Source organism: Ardenticatena maritima, assembly GCF_001306175.1.
Taxonomy (GTDB): Bacteria; Chloroflexota; Anaerolineae; order Ardenticatenales; family Ardenticatenaceae; genus Ardenticatena; species Ardenticatena maritima.
Genome location: NZ_LGKN01000007.1, coordinates 1 through 16489, shown reverse-complemented (window position 1 = coordinate 16489; position 16489 = coordinate 1). Strand labels below are relative to the sequence as shown.

Annotated in this window: 15 protein-coding genes and 1 rRNA gene; 4 read left to right on the top strand and 12 right to left on the bottom strand. The window is 61.8% G+C overall.

Annotated elements, in window-relative coordinates; translation table 11 throughout:
* Nucleotides 1–12: 12 nt before the first annotated feature.
* Complete coding sequence (locus SE16_RS12775; RefSeq protein ID WP_054492945.1) at nucleotides 13–888, top strand: VOC family protein; 876 nt, start codon at nucleotides 13–15, stop codon at nucleotides 886–888.
* Nucleotides 889–1013: 125 nt separating this feature from the next.
* A complete protein-coding gene (locus tag SE16_RS12770; RefSeq protein ID WP_060687691.1) occupies nucleotides 1014–5303 on the top strand; it encodes an AAA family ATPase in 4290 nt (1429 codons plus the stop codon).
* A gap of 61 nt (nucleotides 5304–5364) precedes the next feature.
* Here SE16_RS12770 and SE16_RS12765 read toward each other — a convergent pair whose 3' ends face one another.
* The gene (locus tag SE16_RS12765; RefSeq protein ID WP_054493273.1) at nucleotides 5365–5946 is read right to left on the bottom strand and encodes a c-type cytochrome; all 582 of its coding nucleotides are present in this window, start codon (nucleotides 5944–5946) and stop codon (nucleotides 5365–5367) included.
* Between the two features lie 136 nt (nucleotides 5947–6082).
* Between SE16_RS12765 and SE16_RS12760 the strand changes: the two genes are divergently transcribed.
* The gene (locus SE16_RS12760; protein ID WP_054493274.1) at nucleotides 6083–6382 is read left to right on the top strand and encodes a hypothetical protein; all 300 of its coding nucleotides are present in this window, start codon (nucleotides 6083–6085) and stop codon (nucleotides 6380–6382) included.
* Entirely contained in the window at nucleotides 6379–6630 is a 252-nt protein-coding gene (locus SE16_RS12755; protein ID WP_054493275.1) for a hypothetical protein, read from the top strand. The genes SE16_RS12760 and SE16_RS12755 overlap by 4 nt, the downstream gene beginning before the upstream one ends.
* 73 nt (nucleotides 6631–6703) lie before the next feature.
* Here SE16_RS12755 and SE16_RS12750 read toward each other — a convergent pair whose 3' ends face one another.
* From SE16_RS12750 to SE16_RS12700, 11 genes are all read right to left on the bottom strand, one after another.
* On the bottom strand, nucleotides 6704–7936 hold the full coding sequence (locus tag SE16_RS12750; RefSeq protein ID WP_407922991.1) for an ornithine cyclodeaminase, nickel-pincer nucleotide-dependent: 1233 nt from the start codon (nucleotides 7934–7936) through the stop codon (nucleotides 6704–6706).
* A gap of 56 nt (nucleotides 7937–7992) precedes the next feature.
* Nucleotides 7993–9105 (bottom strand): ABC transporter ATP-binding protein, encoded by a 1113-nt coding sequence (locus tag SE16_RS12745; protein WP_054493277.1) that lies wholly within the window; start codon nucleotides 9103–9105, stop codon nucleotides 7993–7995.
* On the bottom strand, nucleotides 9095–9745 hold the full coding sequence (gene modB, locus SE16_RS12740) for a molybdate ABC transporter permease subunit (RefSeq protein WP_054493278.1): 651 nt from the start codon (nucleotides 9743–9745) through the stop codon (nucleotides 9095–9097). The genes SE16_RS12745 and modB overlap by 11 nt, the downstream gene beginning before the upstream one ends.
* 65 nt (nucleotides 9746–9810) lie before the next feature.
* Nucleotides 9811–10428: a CDP-alcohol phosphatidyltransferase family protein gene (locus SE16_RS12735; protein WP_054493279.1), complete on the bottom strand. Its 618-nt coding sequence runs from the start codon at nucleotides 10426–10428 to the stop codon at nucleotides 9811–9813.
* A gap of 76 nt (nucleotides 10429–10504) precedes the next feature.
* Nucleotides 10505–11488, bottom strand: a complete 984-nt coding sequence (locus SE16_RS12730; RefSeq protein ID WP_201782274.1) for a N(4)-(beta-N-acetylglucosaminyl)-L-asparaginase — start codon at nucleotides 11486–11488, stop codon at nucleotides 10505–10507.
* Nucleotides 11485–12321, bottom strand: a complete 837-nt coding sequence (locus SE16_RS12725; RefSeq protein ID WP_082374167.1) for a carbon-nitrogen family hydrolase — start codon at nucleotides 12319–12321, stop codon at nucleotides 11485–11487. The genes SE16_RS12730 and SE16_RS12725 overlap by 4 nt, the downstream gene beginning before the upstream one ends.
* 7 nt (nucleotides 12322–12328) lie before the next feature.
* Nucleotides 12329–12988 carry a response regulator transcription factor gene (locus SE16_RS12720; RefSeq protein WP_054492674.1) on the bottom strand — a complete coding sequence of 220 codons (660 nt, stop codon included), beginning with the start codon at nucleotides 12986–12988 and terminating at the stop codon, nucleotides 12329–12331.
* 80 nt (nucleotides 12989–13068) lie between these two features.
* On the bottom strand, nucleotides 13069–14451 hold the full coding sequence (locus tag SE16_RS12715; RefSeq protein WP_060687688.1) for a sensor histidine kinase: 1383 nt from the start codon (nucleotides 14449–14451) through the stop codon (nucleotides 13069–13071).
* Complete coding sequence (locus SE16_RS12710; RefSeq protein ID WP_054493943.1) at nucleotides 14444–14920, bottom strand: DinB family protein; 477 nt, start codon at nucleotides 14918–14920, stop codon at nucleotides 14444–14446. The genes SE16_RS12715 and SE16_RS12710 overlap by 8 nt, the downstream gene beginning before the upstream one ends.
* A gap of 13 nt (nucleotides 14921–14933) precedes the next feature.
* A complete protein-coding gene (gene thiI, locus SE16_RS12705) occupies nucleotides 14934–16163 on the bottom strand; it encodes a tRNA uracil 4-sulfurtransferase ThiI (RefSeq protein ID WP_054493944.1) in 1230 nt (409 codons plus the stop codon).
* 192 nt (nucleotides 16164–16355) lie between these two features.
* A 23S ribosomal RNA gene (locus SE16_RS12700) occupies nucleotides 16356–16489 on the bottom strand; the annotation flags it as partial.

The following is a 16489-nucleotide window of genomic DNA, read 5'->3' as shown; positions in this document are numbered from 1 at the left end:
CGGAGTGGAAAGATGACGCTGCCGGCGACAACTCACATTGGACCCGTCCATCTCATCGTGCGCGATCTCTCGCGTGCGCTTCATTTTTACAGCACTCTGCTCGGTTTTCAAGAAATGCAACGCCACGGTGAAACCGTCGTGCTCACCAGCGGCCCCGACCGGCCGCCGCGGCTCATTCTCACCGCGCGCGCCGACGCCGTTCCCAAACCGCCCCGCACCACGGGACTGTACCACGTTGCCATTCGTCTGCCCAATCGGCAAGAACTGGCGCGCGTGTTTGCCCGCCTGGTGGCGCATGAGTGGCGTTTCCACGGCTTTTCAGACCACAAGGTAAGCGAGGCCATCTACCTGCCCGACCCCGACGGCAACGGTCTGGAACTCTACCGCGACCGCCCCCGCGAGACGTGGCCCTGGCGCGGGGGGCAAGTCGCCATGCGGACCGACCCGCTGGACGTGAACGCGCTCTTGCGTGAAGCGCAAGCCGACGCGCGCCCCTGGACGGGCATTCACCCCGACACGGACATTGGGCACGTGCACCTGCATGTGCGCGACCTGGACGAAGCCGAGGCCTTCTATGCGGGCGTGCTTGGGCTGGACTGCACCCAGCGCGACTACCCCGGCGCGCGCTTTTTTGCCGCGGGGGGGTACCATCATCACGTGGGCACGAACATTTGGGCTGGGCAAGGCGCGCCGCCGCCGCCCCCGCACGCGGTGGGGTTGCGGTTCTTCACGCTGGTGGTGCCCGACGCGCAAGCCGTGGCGGAGATTATCGCCCGCGCCGAAGCCGCCAACGTGCTGGAAACGCGCCTCAACGCGCAAGCGGCCTTCCTCCGCGACCAATCGGGCAACCGCGTGCTCGTCGCCACGGATGAGGCCGCCGCGCTCTAACCGCGCCCCACGCCCACGCCACCCCTCGCGTCTGCGAGGGGTGATTTTTTTTGCAAGCGGTTGCTCACCCCCGATAACGTGCTTATACTGAACGCATACAACCCTTCAACAAACGGAGCGGCGCGATGCTCTTGGAACCTCTCATCGGCACAATCACCGAAGCCGTTTTCGGCTACGCCCTCGAACAAAGTGGGTTGGGCGACCGCCTGCGCCACTGGCTGGGGCGCGACCCCACCCGCCTGGCGTTCCAGACCGCCCTGCTGCATGCGCTGGAACGCTTTGCCGACCGGCACCCCGCCTGGGCCGCCTCCCTGCTAGACGAGACCTTCTTCACCGGCGAGACGGTGAGCCGCGAATTAGCCCGTTTTCTCACCCGAGATACGCCCGATGTAAATGCTATCGCCACGACATGGGCCGCCCAATTGCATGACGTGGACGAAGACCAACAAGAAAAGGCAGTTCGCGCCTTAGCCGACTTCTTGCGTTTCTTCAATGAGGAATTGAGAAAAGAAGAAGCCCTGCAACCGCTCTTCGACAGCCGGGCGTTGGAGCGTATTGCTGAAAACACCGAGGCACTGCTGGCAACCTTACGCGCGGATTACATCACCGCGCTCCGCACCGCCGAACGCAGTGTGCGCATCGCCGGAGACGTACACCACGCCGTTCTCGTCACCGGCGACCAGAACACGGTCAACTACTTCGCCGAACCGGCGCGCACACTTCCGACCGACTATGCCGGACGAGTGGAAAATTTTCTCCATGAATACCTGGGAACGCCCGACCGCCCGGTGCCTTTCGGCGGCCGCACCGCAGAACTCGCCGACCTCAGCCGGTGGCTGGAAGACGAAACCGCCCGCCCCTATCTTCTCATCACCGCGCCGGCCGGTCGCGGCAAAAGCGCCCTGCTCACCCGCTGGGCGGCCGCTCTGCAACAACGCCCCGACGTGGCTGTGGCCTTTGCCCCCATCAGCATCCGTTTCAACACCAACCTTTACGGCGTCACATTCGCTATTTTGGCGACCCAACTGGCGCAGATCTACAACAAGCCAGCCCCCCAGAAAGACGAAACGCCCGAAATGTGGCGCGCCTTTGTGACGGAAATCCTGCGCCAGCCGCCGCCCGACGGCAAACGGCTGGTGCTGGTGGTGGATGGGCTGGACGAAGCCGCCGACTGGACCCCCGGCGCCGACCTCTTCCCCACCCAACCGGCAGAGCGCGTGCGCGTGGTGGTGAGCGCGCGATTGACCGCCACCCGCCACACACCCGATAAATGGCTGGACACCCTCAACTGGCGGGACCGCGCCCAAGCTCGCACACTCGAAGGGCTAGACCAGAAGGGCATTGCCGAAGCCCTGGCCTCGATGGGCTTCCCGCTCGATGAACTGGGGCGCAACGTGGACATCGTGGAAGAACTGGCGCGTTTGACCGAAGGCGACCCCCTGCTGGTCCGCCTCTATGTGGATGACCTGTGGAAGCGAGGAGAAGACGCCGCCCGTCTGCAACCGGAAGACCTGCAAACACTTGAACCGGGCTATAAGGGCTACTTCGATCGCTGGTGGGAAGATCAACGTAAACTGTGGGGCGAGCAAGCCCCCTTGAAGGAACGAGATGTGCGCGAGGTGCTCACCCTGCTGGCTTGCGCGCTGGGTCCCCTCACCCAGGATGACTTGCTGGCTCTGGCCGACAAGTCGGCCGATCTGGACCCCTGGACCCTGGGAGAGGCACTGCGCCCCATCGCACGCTTTGTGGTGGGCGATCGTAAACAGGGCTATACGCTGAGCCATCCCAAACTGGGCGAATACTTCCGCGAAGAGGTCCTACACCAGGAGGCGAAACAGGTGCAGCACCGCTTTGCGGCATGGGCGCAAGAAACTCTCGCCACATTGGTAAAAGGGGAAACGCCCGCCGAAGCGGTTTCTCCCTACCTGCTGCACTATGCCAGCGTCCATTTCCAGCAGATTGGCGACCTGGAATCCCTCTCCCAACTCATCGAAACACCCGCCTGGTACAGAGCCAGCCGCACCTACGACCCCAGCCGCCACCTCTTCGCCGCAGACGTGGAACGCGCCCTGACCATGGCTGAGGAGCGTGTACCCACAGGCGCAGTGGACACCCTGCCCCAAGTGGTGGCCTGGAGCCTGCTCTACGCCACCGTGCGCACGCTGGCAACCAACGTACCGCTTGAAGCGCTAGAAGCGATGGTCCTGCTGGGCGAGCACGAACGCGCCCTGCGCTACGCCGCCCTCATCACTGATCCCGAACAACAAGCCGACGCCTACCGGCGCATGGCTCTGACACTGCTCACACACGACGTCCCCAACGCCACTGCGCGCGCCCGTCAGATTTTGCAAAACGCCCTCGCCGCCGCCGAAAAAATTGAACGCTACCGCGACCGCGCACACGCCCTCGCCACCATCGCCCAAGCCTTCGTTCAACTTGGCGATACCAACCACGCCCTCGCCGTCGCCGAAAAAATTGAAGATGATGACAAACGCGCACACGCCCTCGCCAACATCGCCCAAGTCCTTGCCCAGGCTGGCGATACCAACCACGCCCTCGCCGTCGCCGAAAAAATTGAACGCTACCGCTTCCGCGCACACGCCCTCGCCAACATCGCCCACGCCTTTGCTCAACTCGGCGCTACCAACCACGCCCGCCAGACCCTCCAAATCGCTCTCGCCGTCGCCGAAAAAATTGAAGATGATTACACACGCGCACACGCCCTCGCCAACATCGCCCAAGTCCTTGCCCAGGCTGGTGATATCAACGACGCCCTCGCCGTCGCCGAAAAAATTGAAGATGATTACACACGCGCACACGCCCTCGCCAACATCGCCCAAGTCCTTGCCCAGGCTGGTGATATCAACGACGCCCTCGCCGTCGCCGAAAAAATTGAAGATGATTACACACGCGCACACGCCCTCGCCAACATCGCCCAAGTCCTTGCCCAGGCTGGTGATACCAACCACGCCCTCGCCGCCGCCGAAAAAATTGAATTCGACTTCTTCCGCGCACACGCCCTCGCCAACATCGCCCAAGTCCTTGCCCAGGCTGGTGATACCAACCACGCCCTCGCCGTCGCCGAAAAAATTGAAGATGATTACACACGCGCACACGCCCTCGCCAACATCGCCCAAGTCCTTGCCCAGGCTGGTGATACCAACCACGCCCTCGCCGTCGCCGAAAAAATTGAACGCTACCGCGACCGCGCACAAGCCCTCGCCAACATCGCCCAAGCCTTCGTTCAACTTGGCGATACCAACCACGCCCGCCAGACCATCCAAATCGCCCTCGCCGTCGCCGAAAAAATTGAAGATGATGACACACGCGCACACGCCCTCGCCAACATCGCCCAAGCCTTCGTTCAACTTGGCGATACCAACCACGCCCTCGCCGTCGCCGAAAAAATTGAACGCTACCGCGACCGCGCACAAGCCCTCGCCAACATCGCCCAAGCCCTTGCCCAAGCTGGCGATACCGACCACGCCCTCGCCGTCGCCGAAAAAATTGAACACTACCGCGACCGCGCACAACCCCTCGCCACCATCGCCCAAGTCCTTGCCCAGGCTGGCGATACCGACCACGCCCTCGCCGTCGCCGAAAAAATTGAAGATGATTACACACGCGCACACGCCCTCGCCAACATCGCCCAAGCCCTTGCCCAAGCTGGCGATACCGACCACGCCCTCGCCGTCGCCGAAAAAATTGAAGATGATTACAAGCGCGCACAAGCCCTCGCCACCATCGCCCAAGTCCTTGCCCAGGCTGGCGATACCGACCACGCCCTCGCCGTCGCCGAAAAAATTGAACGCTACCGCGACCGCGCACAAGCCCTCGCCACCATCGCCCACGAACTTGCCCAGGCTGGTGATATCAACCACGCCCGCCAGACCCTCCAAACCGCCCTCGCCGTCGCCGAAAAAATTGAAGATGATTACAAGCGCGCACAAGCCCTCGCCAACATCGCTCACGCCCTTGCTCAGGTTGGTGAGGCCGACCACGCCCGCCAGACCATCCAAATCGCCCTCGCCGTCGCCGAAAAAATTGAAGATGATTACAAGCGCGCACAAGCCCTCGCCACCATCGCCCAAGCCTTTGTTCAACTTGGCGATACCAACCACGCCCGCCAGACCATCCAAATCGCCCTCGCCGTCGCCGAAAAAATTGAGCTCAACAGCCTCCGCGCACAAGCCCTCGCCACCATCGCCAACACGCTAACCGAAATCGCAGAAAGCCAACCAGAAGTGGTAGCACAACTGGTGGCGACCGCCTTCCGCTACGCTCGGGCGCAGGGACGAGATAGTGCATGGGCGCATATCGCTGCCTTCGCGCCGGTGCTGGGCCGGCTGGGTGTCATCACGGAGACGTGGGAACGCATTCAGGCGGTGGAGGCGGTGGTGGGGGGCGCAGCCTGAGCCACACAAAAAGGGCGGCATGCCTCTGCACGCCGCCCTGTGCCATCCGGCAACGTTGGGCTTAGTGTGAATCGCCTTCCTCATGCATGTGGCCGTCTTCGTGCATCTCGCCCATGCCGCCCTCTTCGTGCATGTTCTGCATGCCCATATCGTCGAACGTGCGAATGTAGTTCACCACATGCCAGCGGTCTTCTTCACTCAGCACATTCTCCCACGCCGGCATCGCCGTGCCTTCAACCCCGTGGCTGATGATCCAGAACAAGCCACCGTCCGGGAGCATTTGCACGTGCCCCATGTGCAGGTTCGCCGGTTTGGGGTCCAGCCCCGCCGCCGCAGGCCCATCGCCATAGCCTTCATCCCCGTGGCACGAGGCGCAATTTTGGGCATAGATTTCGCGCCCACGCGCAATGGATTCCTCTGTGGCGGGAATGGGGTTTTCCAGTTGCAGGGCTTCTTCGGGCAAGCCATGCGCTTCGGCGTGCGCTTCATCGGCCACGTGCTCCTCGCTCGCATCATGCGCCGGAGCTGCGGAAACATCATGCTCGCTTTCATCTGGTGCGGTCGCCGTGTTCCCACCGCACGCCGCCAGCACCAACGCCAACAGAACCAACACCACACTCAGCCAACGCACTTTGGTTCGCATACCACCCTCCTTTGGGTATTTTGTTGCAAGAGCCCCACCCCCAGGGGGGTGGGAGAAGAAGCGTAAATCCGCTCGCCATTTTGCGCAAGTTGCGTAAAATAGGGCTTATCAACCAACATGCCATTGAGGGACCAGCATGGGTTCATTGGAAACGTGGAGCGCCGTCGCCGCCAGTTTTTTGCTCTTGCAATGCATCGTCGGCATGTTGATCCTGGCGGCGCTGGGGTTTGGGCTCTGGAAAGGCATGGCCTGGGTTGTCGCCCACGCCGACCTCGCCTTCCAGAAAGCCCACACCTACCTGCAAGAAGGTCGCCGCCACCTGCGCCGTATCGAGCAACGCGTGAGCGCCCCCTTTGTGCGGGCAAACGCCCTCTTGGCGGGGGCTGAAGAAGCCTTGCGAGTCTTGCGCCAACGAGAAGGAGGAGACCACCAATGACTGAAACCCTTATGCCACTTTTCACCGCCTTCGCCTGGTTCTCGCTGACGTTCGTCATCGTCGCCGGAGTGGGCATTCTCTCCATGCCGCTGGTTCTTGGGAAAGCGCAAGCAGCGCTACGCGCCCAACCGCCGCATGGGCCGGCATGGGCGCACCGCGTCTGGTACGAACGCCGCCGCGTGTACGGCGTCATCTTCGCCGTCGCAACCGTAGCGGGTCTGCTGGTCGCCTTGCCGCATCTCTTCTGAACCCCACACTTGGCAACCAAAAACGCCGCGCGGCAAAGGTCCGCGCGGCGTTTCACTTTCCCCCCGCAAGCCGTCAAAGCGCCTCGTCCATCTCCACATCCAGCGCCGTGGTCAATTCGCGCAGGAAGAGCTCCGCATCCGTCACCAGCCCCACTGCTTGCCACGAACCGCGGTCAGCCAGCTTGGTGACCACCGCCGGGTTGATATCCACCGCAACGGTCTTCACGGTCGCCGGCAGCATGTTGCCGGTGGCAATGCTGTGCAGCATGGTTGAAATCATCAGCACCAGTTCCACACCGGGCAGCGCCGCCCGCATGGCTTTCTGCGCTTCGATAACGTCGGTAATCACGTCCGGCAGTGGGCCGTCGTCGCGGATGGAGCCGGCGAGCACCAGGGTAATGCCCTTGCGGATGGCTTCGTACATGACGCCGCGCGTGAGAATGCCCTGCTCCACCGCGGCGCGCAACGAACCGGCGTTGCGAATGGCGTTGATGGCGCGCATATGGTGGCGGTGCCCCCCTTCAACCGGCACACCGCTTTGCAAGTTCACCCCCAAGCTGGTGCCAAACAGCGCCGCTTCAACATCATGCACGGCGATGGCGTTGCCGCCAAAGAGCACGTCCACGTAGCCGTTGCGAATCAGCGCCGCCAGATAAGGTCCCGCCCCGCTGTGAATAATCGCCGGACCGGCCACCACGAGGATTTTGCCGCCGCGCTCTTTCACCTGGCGCATCTCGCGCGCAATTTCATGAATCATCAACTTCTTGGGCTTTTCCGAACTCACATCACTCTGCATGAAGGAGAACACATCCGCCTGGCGCGAACGTTCCAACGGGCGCACCCGAATACCGGCATGCCCCACCACCACATGCTCCCCCTTCTTGACTTCGAGCATGGGCTTGGTCATCGCCGTTTCGTTCTCCCAATCCACCACAATCGCCACATCCATTTCGATGGGATAGACCGGCACCCAACGCCCATTGATACGCACCTCGGTCGGCAAATTGGTGGTGCTGTAAAAATCGGGCGGCAACGCGCCATCCTTGGGCGCCGGCTCCGTGCGCACATCCTGCGCCGTCACCAGCGACGCCCCCAAGTTTTGCAACTGCGCCAGAATCTCGTGCAACGTCTCTTCATCTTCGGCTTTCACGCGCAACCGCGCATAACTGGGGTCTTCCTTGTGGCGGCCAACTTCAATGTGCAAGACATCGAAATCGCCGCCCATGTCCATAATCGTGTCGAACGCTTTGGGCAGAATGAGCGAGTCAATGATATGCCCACGCAACTCCACATCTTCGGTAAACAGCGGTGTCATCCTTCCTCACCTCTCGCTTGTTGTTTTGCACACCATGACAGACGTTGTCAGGTACGCATTGTTTCGGGCACCAGCATAACGCCTTCGCGGCGCAAGGCAATTTGAATCGTCTCGCCGGGCGCCAGCCGCAACGGTGTGTAGGCGTAGTGGGGAAAGTGAATTTCCAACACGTGCCCATTGGGCACTTCCACAAACAACACGCGCACCTGCGCCCCCTCACGCACCTCGCGGATACGAGCCTGCATCTGGTTGAAGCGCACCGTCTCCGCCACCGGGCGGTCGGGATAGAGAATTTTGACATCCTCGGGGCGCACATACGCCGTCACGCGCGGGTGGACGGGCACAGGTTGCGGCGCCGCCCAAAGCGGCAAACCGTCCCAATCCAGCAGAATGCCCGTCGGCTCCACGCGCACCACCGTCGCCCGAAAGAGATTGCGCACACCAATGCTTTCCGCCACCGCCAGGCTGGACGGACGCCGCACCACTTCCTCAATGGGACCCACCTGCATCACGCGCCCTTCCCGAATCACCGCCAGGCGGTCGCCCACCGCGAACGCATCTTCCAGCCGGTGCGTCACGTAGAGCACCACCAGCCCCAACTCCTCCTGAAGCGCCTTCACATCGGCTTGCAGGCGCTCGCGCACCGCCACATCCAGCGCCGAAAAAGGCTCGTCCAGCAAAAGCAAGCGCGGCGAAGAAGCCAGCGCGCGCGCAATCGCCACACGCTGCTGTTGCCCCCCCGACATCTGGCGCGGATAGCGGTCGGCAAGGTGGGCGATATGCATCCGTTCCAGCCACTCACGGGCGCGGCGGTCGGCGTCGGGCTGGCGGCGCAGGGGGAAACGGACATTTTCCAGCGCGGTCATGTGGGGAAAAAGCGCATAGTGCTGAAACACGTAACCCACGCGCCGCTTGCGCGCCGGCAGGTTCACCGTTGGCGCGCCCGGACGCCGCCGAAAGAAGATCGTACCCTCAAAACGGATTTCCCCCTCGTCGGGCGTGAGCAAGCCGGCAATGGCGTTCAGCACGCTGGTTTTGCCCGCCCCCGACGGCCCGAAAAGCACCAGAATTTCACGCCCCACGTCCAGGCGCATGTCGAGCGTGAAGGCGTCAAGTTGTTTGCAAAACGCCACGTGGAGCAAAGCGTTTTCATGCGGCATGGCGGCTCATCTCCACTCGGCGCACGCCCCACAACGCCAAAAACGCCAGCGCCGTCATCAGCAAGACCATCTGGTTCGCCAGGTCGTACTGGCGGTTCTGCACAGCGTCGTAAATGGCAAGCGGCAGGGTTTGCGTGCGCCCTGGAATGTTGCCGGCGACCATCAAGGTTGCGCCAAATTCACCTAACGCCCGTGCGCCACCCAGCAGCACCCCCGCCAGAATACCGCGGCGGGCGAGGGGGAGTGTGATATGCCAGAAAATCTCCACCTCGTTGACGCCCAACGTCCGCGCGGCGTTTTCCAGCGCCGGGTCAACATCGGCGATTGCCGCCTGCACCGACTGCACCATGAGCGGCAACGCCACCACGGTTGAAGCCACAGCCGCCGCTTGCCACGTAAACAATATGTCCAGATTCAGCCACGCCACCAGTGGGCTTCCACGCCCCAACGCGCGCAGCAAGTAGTAGCCCACAACGCTGGGCGGCAAGACCAGCGGCAAGTTGAGCAACGTTTCCACAAACATGCGCCCCCGAAACTGCAAGCGCGCCAGCGCCCAGCCCAGCGGCACACCCAGCACCATCAAGGCGGCTGTCGCCACCGCCGTAATGCGAATGGATAACCAGAACGCCGTCCACATCATCTTTCTCCTCGTTCAAGGCCGCAACGCGGCAGAGTATAACGCGCCGCACGGCAAAGGCAACGTGCTCATTTGCGCGCAGGCTGCGCCCCACCCAACACCCGCACCGCCCAGAGCAGGCGTTGCACCACCGTGGCGAAGACCAGCGCCGTCATCAACCAGTAGAGCGGCACAAGAAAGCGCGGCATGAGCAAAAAGAGCGTGAAGAAGACGAACGTTTCCACACCCCCCACCAGCCCCGCCGGCATGGCGAGCGTCGTGGTGCGCGGTGTCTGGGCGGCGCGTTTTTCCAGCACCCCCGCCAGATACATCCACGACGCCGCGTTGAGGTAGAACGAAGCCAGCAGGCACGCCAGCGCCGGCCACACCCGCGGCGACGCATGCGCGGCGGCAAGCGCCAGCGGCAAAAAGGCGTACACGCTGAAATCGGCGAGAATGTCCACGTAGCCGCCCAGGTCGCTTGTGCGCGCCTGCGCCCGCGCCACAGCGCCATCCAGCGCGTCGAGCACGCGGTTCACCAGCCAGGCCGCGCACGCCCAGGCGAACATGCCCCGCCAGGCGCACACCACCGCCGCCATCCCAACGCCCCACCCCGCCAGCGTCAACGCCAGGGGGGAAACCGGTACGACGTGCGCCAGCGGCATGAGCGCCGCATCTTTCCAGCGTCGCAAGCGTTCATCGAACATCGCCCATTCTCCTTCCCAAAAGAAAAATGGCGAGATGAGACGCCTCATCCCGCCATAGGGTCGTTCAGTTTTGGGCTTATGCCTCTTGCGTGCGGATATGCGCTTTCCCCGCAGCGTCCACATAGGTGCAGGGACGCTCTTCGGGCGCATCCATCTCGGCCGTCTGAAACACGTAGGTGCGCCCCGGACGATTGCTGAACCCCACATGCCCCCCATGCGCATCCATCGCGTAGATGGTCAACACGTTGGCGAACTCATCATCGAGCGCATAGAGGTCGGCGGTCGCTTCGCGGGCGGCGTTCCAGAGCGGCAAGCCCATTTTCATGTAGAGCACAATCGAGCGCGCGGTATTCGCCCGCAACGCCATTTCGCCGCGCCCGGTACACGCCGCCGCGCCATACCGGTTATCGGCGTAGCCGCCCGCGCCCGGAATGGGCGTATCCCCCACCCGGCCGGGATACTTCCACGCCCAGCCGCTTGTACTCGTTGCCACGGCAATGTTGCCCTGCGCATCGCGCGCCAGCACCACCACCGTGCCCATCACGCCCGAACCGGCGTCTTTGGCGGCTTGCTCGGGGTCGCGCGCCAAATCGCGCGCAAAGCGGCGCATGTGGTCATAGTAGCGCGCCACATCTTCGGGCACATCGCTCGCCGTCAACCGCTCGCGCCAAATGCGCTGCGCCTCGTCAGTCAGCAACTCGGCTTCCTCGAACCCCATTTCACGCGCAAAGCGCGCCGCGCCCTCACCCGCCAGCAGCACATGCGGCAATTCTTCCATCACTTTGCGCGCCACCAGCACCGGGTTGCGGAACCCTTTGAGCGCCGCCACCGCGCCGGCTTTGAGTGTGCGCCCATCCATCACCATCGCATCCAATTCGACTTCCCCCAGCAGGTTGGGAAGCCCGCCGTAGCCGACGGTATGATCATCGGGGTTGTCTTCCACAATGCGCACCACTGCAATGGCGGCATCCAACGCCGACGCCCCCTCACGCAGCAAGCGCATGCCTTCATCAAACCCAACCGCCGCATTGCGCGACGCCACCAGCATCGGTTTCGTCATGGTGTTGCCTCTCCCTTCTCGTCTTTGAGCGCCACACGCCGCACCCTCGCCTGGTACACATCAGGACGACGGTCCTCGAAAACGGGGATTTTGCGGCGCACTGCTGAAACAGTTGCGACATCCACATCGGCTGTCAACAGAACGGGGGTTGTCCCGGCTTCAACAATCGGTTCGCCCCACGCATCCAACACCACCGAATGCCCGCCGAAGCGTGTGCCGTCGGTTTCGCCACAGCGGTTGCATGCCACCACAATCGCCTGATTTTCGATGGCACGCGCGCGCAACAAGGTGCGCCAATGCGCCAAGCGCGTCTGCGGCCATTGCGCGCAAATCAAAAAGACCTGCGCTCCTTCCAGTGCATACCGCCGAAACAGTTCAGGAAAACGCAGGTCGTAGCAAATCGCCAACCCCGTTGCCCCCCACGGGGCATCCACGAGGACGGCTTCTTCGCCGGGGGTCAGCCACTGGTCTTCGTCCATCAGGCGAAACAGGTGCACTTTGCTGTACGTGGCGGCGACATCTCCAGATGGGGTAAAAAGCGCCGCCGTATTCGCCGGGCGACCATGCAAACGCCCCAACAACGAGCCGTAGATGAACAGCCCATGCCGCCGTGCCAGCGCCGCCGTTTCAGCGAACAAGCCCTCATGCGGATGGGTAGCGTAGGCGTCGGCATGCGCCAAATCGTAGCCATGCCCCCAGAGTTCCGGGAGCACCAGCAGATCGCTCCCCCGCGCGGCGGCTTCGGCCGCATACGCCGCCACCGTCGCCATATTCGCGGTGGGGTTCGCCTGCTCAACGCTGAATTGGGCGATCGAAATGCGGACGGTGGTCATGGCATGCTCACTCAGGCAGGTAGTCCCAAATGTGGTGTTGCACCGCATACGCGGCGGCTTCGGCGCGATTGCCAAGCCCAAGTTTATGTAAAATACTGCTCACATAATTGCGCACCGTGCCACTGCTCAGATAGAGTTCACGGGCAATTTCCTTGTTGGTTTTGCCTTCGGCCAGCAGCGCCAACACGCGCAATTCCTGGTCGGAAAGGTCGCGGAAGGCTGAGGCTTCGGCTTCGCGCTCGGCATCACGCACCCGCTCAAAGACGCGGCGCGTCAACTTGGGGTCCAGCAGGGCTTCCCCCTTGCCGACGGCATCCAGGGCACGCACCAGGTCGTCGCTCCCAATCTGTTTGAGCACATACCCACTCGCACCCGCCCGTATCGCATCAAACAACAAATCATCTTCGGCATACGACGTGAGGATGATGACTTCTGTCTCTGGATAGGTGGCTTTGATTTCCCGCGTGGCTTCAATCCCGTTCTTGCCAGGCAAGCGCACGTCCATCACCACCACGTCCGGGCGGTACTGTGCCACGCGCGCCAGGGCTTCGTCTGCGGTGCTGGCTTCGGCCACCACCTCAAATTGCGGGTAGCGGTCGAGTAAGGCTTTCAACCCCAACCGCACCACTTCATGGTCATCAACCAGGAGAATGCGCAACTTCTTCATTGTCTTCGTCCTCGCACTTTCTACCTATGCTCTTCAAACAGGGATTGGGCTTCTGTTCAACAACGCATGGCGTCAGCGGTTTATGCTTCTTGAAACATATTCGGAATTGTGATTTCGACAATTGCGCCACCTTCGGGGCGATTGCGGATGACCGCACGCCCCCCCAGCATGCCCGCCCGCGCCAGCAAATTGGGCACACCACGCCCACCCCGGCGATACGCCCCGCCTTCGGGCAATCCACGCCCATTGTCGGCGATGAGCAGGCGCACAGCATCGGCATCGCCCCGCACCACCACGCTGGCCTGTGTCGCGTGGGCGTGTTTCACAATGTTGCTCAGGGCTTCGCGCACCATTTGCTGCACATGCTTGCTGGCTTCAGGCGAAAAATGGGGGACATTGCCTTCGATACGGAAATCAATCTCCAACCCACTTGACGCCCGAAATTCCTCCACCACCTCGCCCAGCAACTCTTCCAGCGAGCCCTCGGTTTCGGCAAGGTCGAAAATGTAGCGCCGAATATCAGCGATGGTCTCATTGAGGGCTTTCATCACATGCTGAATGAGCCGCTCCGCCGTCTCGGGGTCGCTGCGCACAAGGTGGTAGGCGTTTTCCAGTACCAGCCCCGCGCCGTAGATGGATTGGATGGTGCCATCGTGCAATTCGCGCCCAATGCGTTGGCGGTCAGCCGCCAGCGCACGTTCGCGCCCCATCACGACCACCAGGCGCTGCAATTCGTGGCGGAAGATGGTCAAGGCGCGGGTCATGGCATACGCCAGCACCATGCCCACCGCCGCCTGAAAAACGTCAATGGGAATGCCTGTCGCATAGTAAAACCAGGAGCGGCCGTCGGCTGAACGCGGGATAAAAAGCCCACTCACAATGGCGTAGAAGCCAAAACTAAATCCCGCAATGCGCAACCAATCCACAATGAATGAAGGCAATCCCATGCGCTGAATCTGCTCCGCCTCGCGGCGCAATCCCCATGCCGCCAGCAAGGACGCTGGAAACACGATACTCGGACGCCCCAGACGTTGCACCCACAGCAGCACTTCGCCCGCCGGCATGCCTCGCAGTTGGGCGCCGATGGCAAGCATGCTCCCAAGCACTGCCAGCAACCACGGCAGATGCTCACTCACGGGGTGTACCCAGTTCAAACGCAAGGCAAAATGGAGCAGAAAAGCGTAGGCGACAATGTACAACAGGGCATGCCCCAGCCGCAAGGCTTCGATGGCTTCACGCGAAAGATAGACTTGTTGCAGGGGGATGAAAATGTCCGCCCAAATTGCCAGCGAAATGGTCAACCCGAAGGCGGCCAGCAAAGGCACAGAGCGCGCCAGTTCCAATTGGCTTTCACGCCGCCATTGAAGCAACACCGCCAACCCCAAAATGAAATGCCCTTGCGCGTTGAGGGCTTGCACCAGCAAGCCATTGACGGCGAAAAATTGGCGCACGGCGTCAAGCACTCGCCGCCTCCTGCAATGCTTTGCGAATATCCTGCTGGTGCATGCGCTCGTGCATGGCAATAATGCGGAACAACTTGCCCCGTTCAATCTCGCCAAAGACAGGGTGGTGCACTTTTTCCACCATGCCCTCTTCGCCAATCTCGGCGAGCGTTGCCATTGTTTGCGCGCGCACATCCGCCAGGCGCTGCAACAATTCGGGCAACGAGAGCGCCCGCAACGCCTCGGTTTGCTTGCGGTTCCAGGCGTCAAGGTCGAAGGTGGCGGCAAACTCGGCCAATTCCTCAGGCGTGGCAGTGATGGTGCGCAGATGGTCGGCTTCGCTGTGCGCCAAGTGCGCCAGCACATCGAAGGCGCTCCATTCGTCATTCACACGCGCCGCGCGTAAGGTCGCTTCATCGCACCCTTCGATGAGCGCCAATGTTTCGGCGCGCGTTTCTTCAAGTTTGCGCCGTGTTTTTTCCAGAAACATGGTCCCCCCTCATTCACATGGTGGTTGTATCCTGTGGAACGGGCTCATGCCACCAGGATGGATAGTGAACTTCGGTTTGAATCTGCGCCAGCACCGCCGCCACCAGCGCCTGCACATCCAGCGCCGATTCGGCGCGGCGCACTTCGTGCAGTTTGGCGCGTGTTTCCACGCGCTTGGGTTCCAGCAGAGTACAGGCGTCATCTTGCGGCAAAATGCTGATATCAAACGTGCCAATGCGGTGCGCCTCGTCAATGATTTCCTGCTTATCCATGCCAATCAATGGGCGCAACACCGGCATGGTGGCTGCATCTTCAATAGCGGCAAGGTTTTCCAACGTCTGGCTGGCGACTTGTCCTAACGATTCGCCGGTAATAAGCGCCTTGGCTTTGTCCTCGCGCGCAATGGCTTCAGCAATGCGCAGCATGAACCGCCGATACAGAATGGTGCGGAACTTTTCGGGTGTGTAGGCGATAATCGCCTGTTGGGCTTCGATGAAGGGGACGATGGTCAGTTTGAGAGGTCCATGCCAGTCCGCCAACAGGTCCGCCAGCCGACGCGATTTTTCTTCGCTGGCGCGGTCCATAAAGGGCTGCGAATGAAAATGCACCAAATGCACATGCAGCCCGCGCTTCATCATGCGCCATGTGGCCACGGGGGAATCAAGCCCGGCGCTAAACAGCGAGACGGCGCGCCCCGCTGTTCCCACCGGCAAGCCGCCAGGCCCGCGAATTTTGCCAATGTACACCAATCCGCGCTGTTGCGCGACTTCAACAAACACCTCCACATCGGGAGAAGAAAGGTCAACGCGCCAACCCGTCGCCTCAGCCACGGCGGCGCCCACTTCGCGCCCAATGTCTTGCGACGTAAAAGGGTAGTGTTTCTCGGCACGTTTGGCACGCACTGCAAATGTTTCCGCCGGGGGATGAACACGCGCCTGCGCCACCGCCGCCGCCGCCAAAGCCGGCAACGTTGGTTCTACTTCCGCCGCGACGCTGATTGTCGCCAAACCGAAGACCTTTTGCAGACGCGCCAAGGCTTCGGGCACATGCTCGGGGCGCATTCCCCGCACAAGCATACGCCCACGCAGCCGTTTGACGTTGGGCGCACCCAGCGAGCGTAAAGCGGCTTCCACGTTCCGTTTGAGCCGCCGCTCAAAAAAATCGCGATTTCCGCCCTTCAATCCAATTTCATGGTAATGCAACACCAAAACCGGGCGTTCCGGTATCACAAAATCTTGTGTCATGAGATGAACTCCACCATTCGGCAAACTCGCAAGGGGTATTGTGTCGCAAAACAAACAGTCGGTCAATCTTCAAGAAAGGAAACCCCTTTTGTCATTCAACACCATACCAGGACAACAAAAAAACCCGCTCGAATTGAGCGGGTTTTGGTTGCACCCTGACAACTGAATAGGGTATGGCGAATCGCTGCACAGTACGATGAAGCCCTCGCGCGTTAGTACCGGTAGGCTACACGTGTTACCACGCTTCCACCACCGGCCTATCGAACTGGTCGTCTCCCAGCGCGCTTACCCTCTCGCGGAGGTGGGTGGCCTCATCTTGGGGCGAG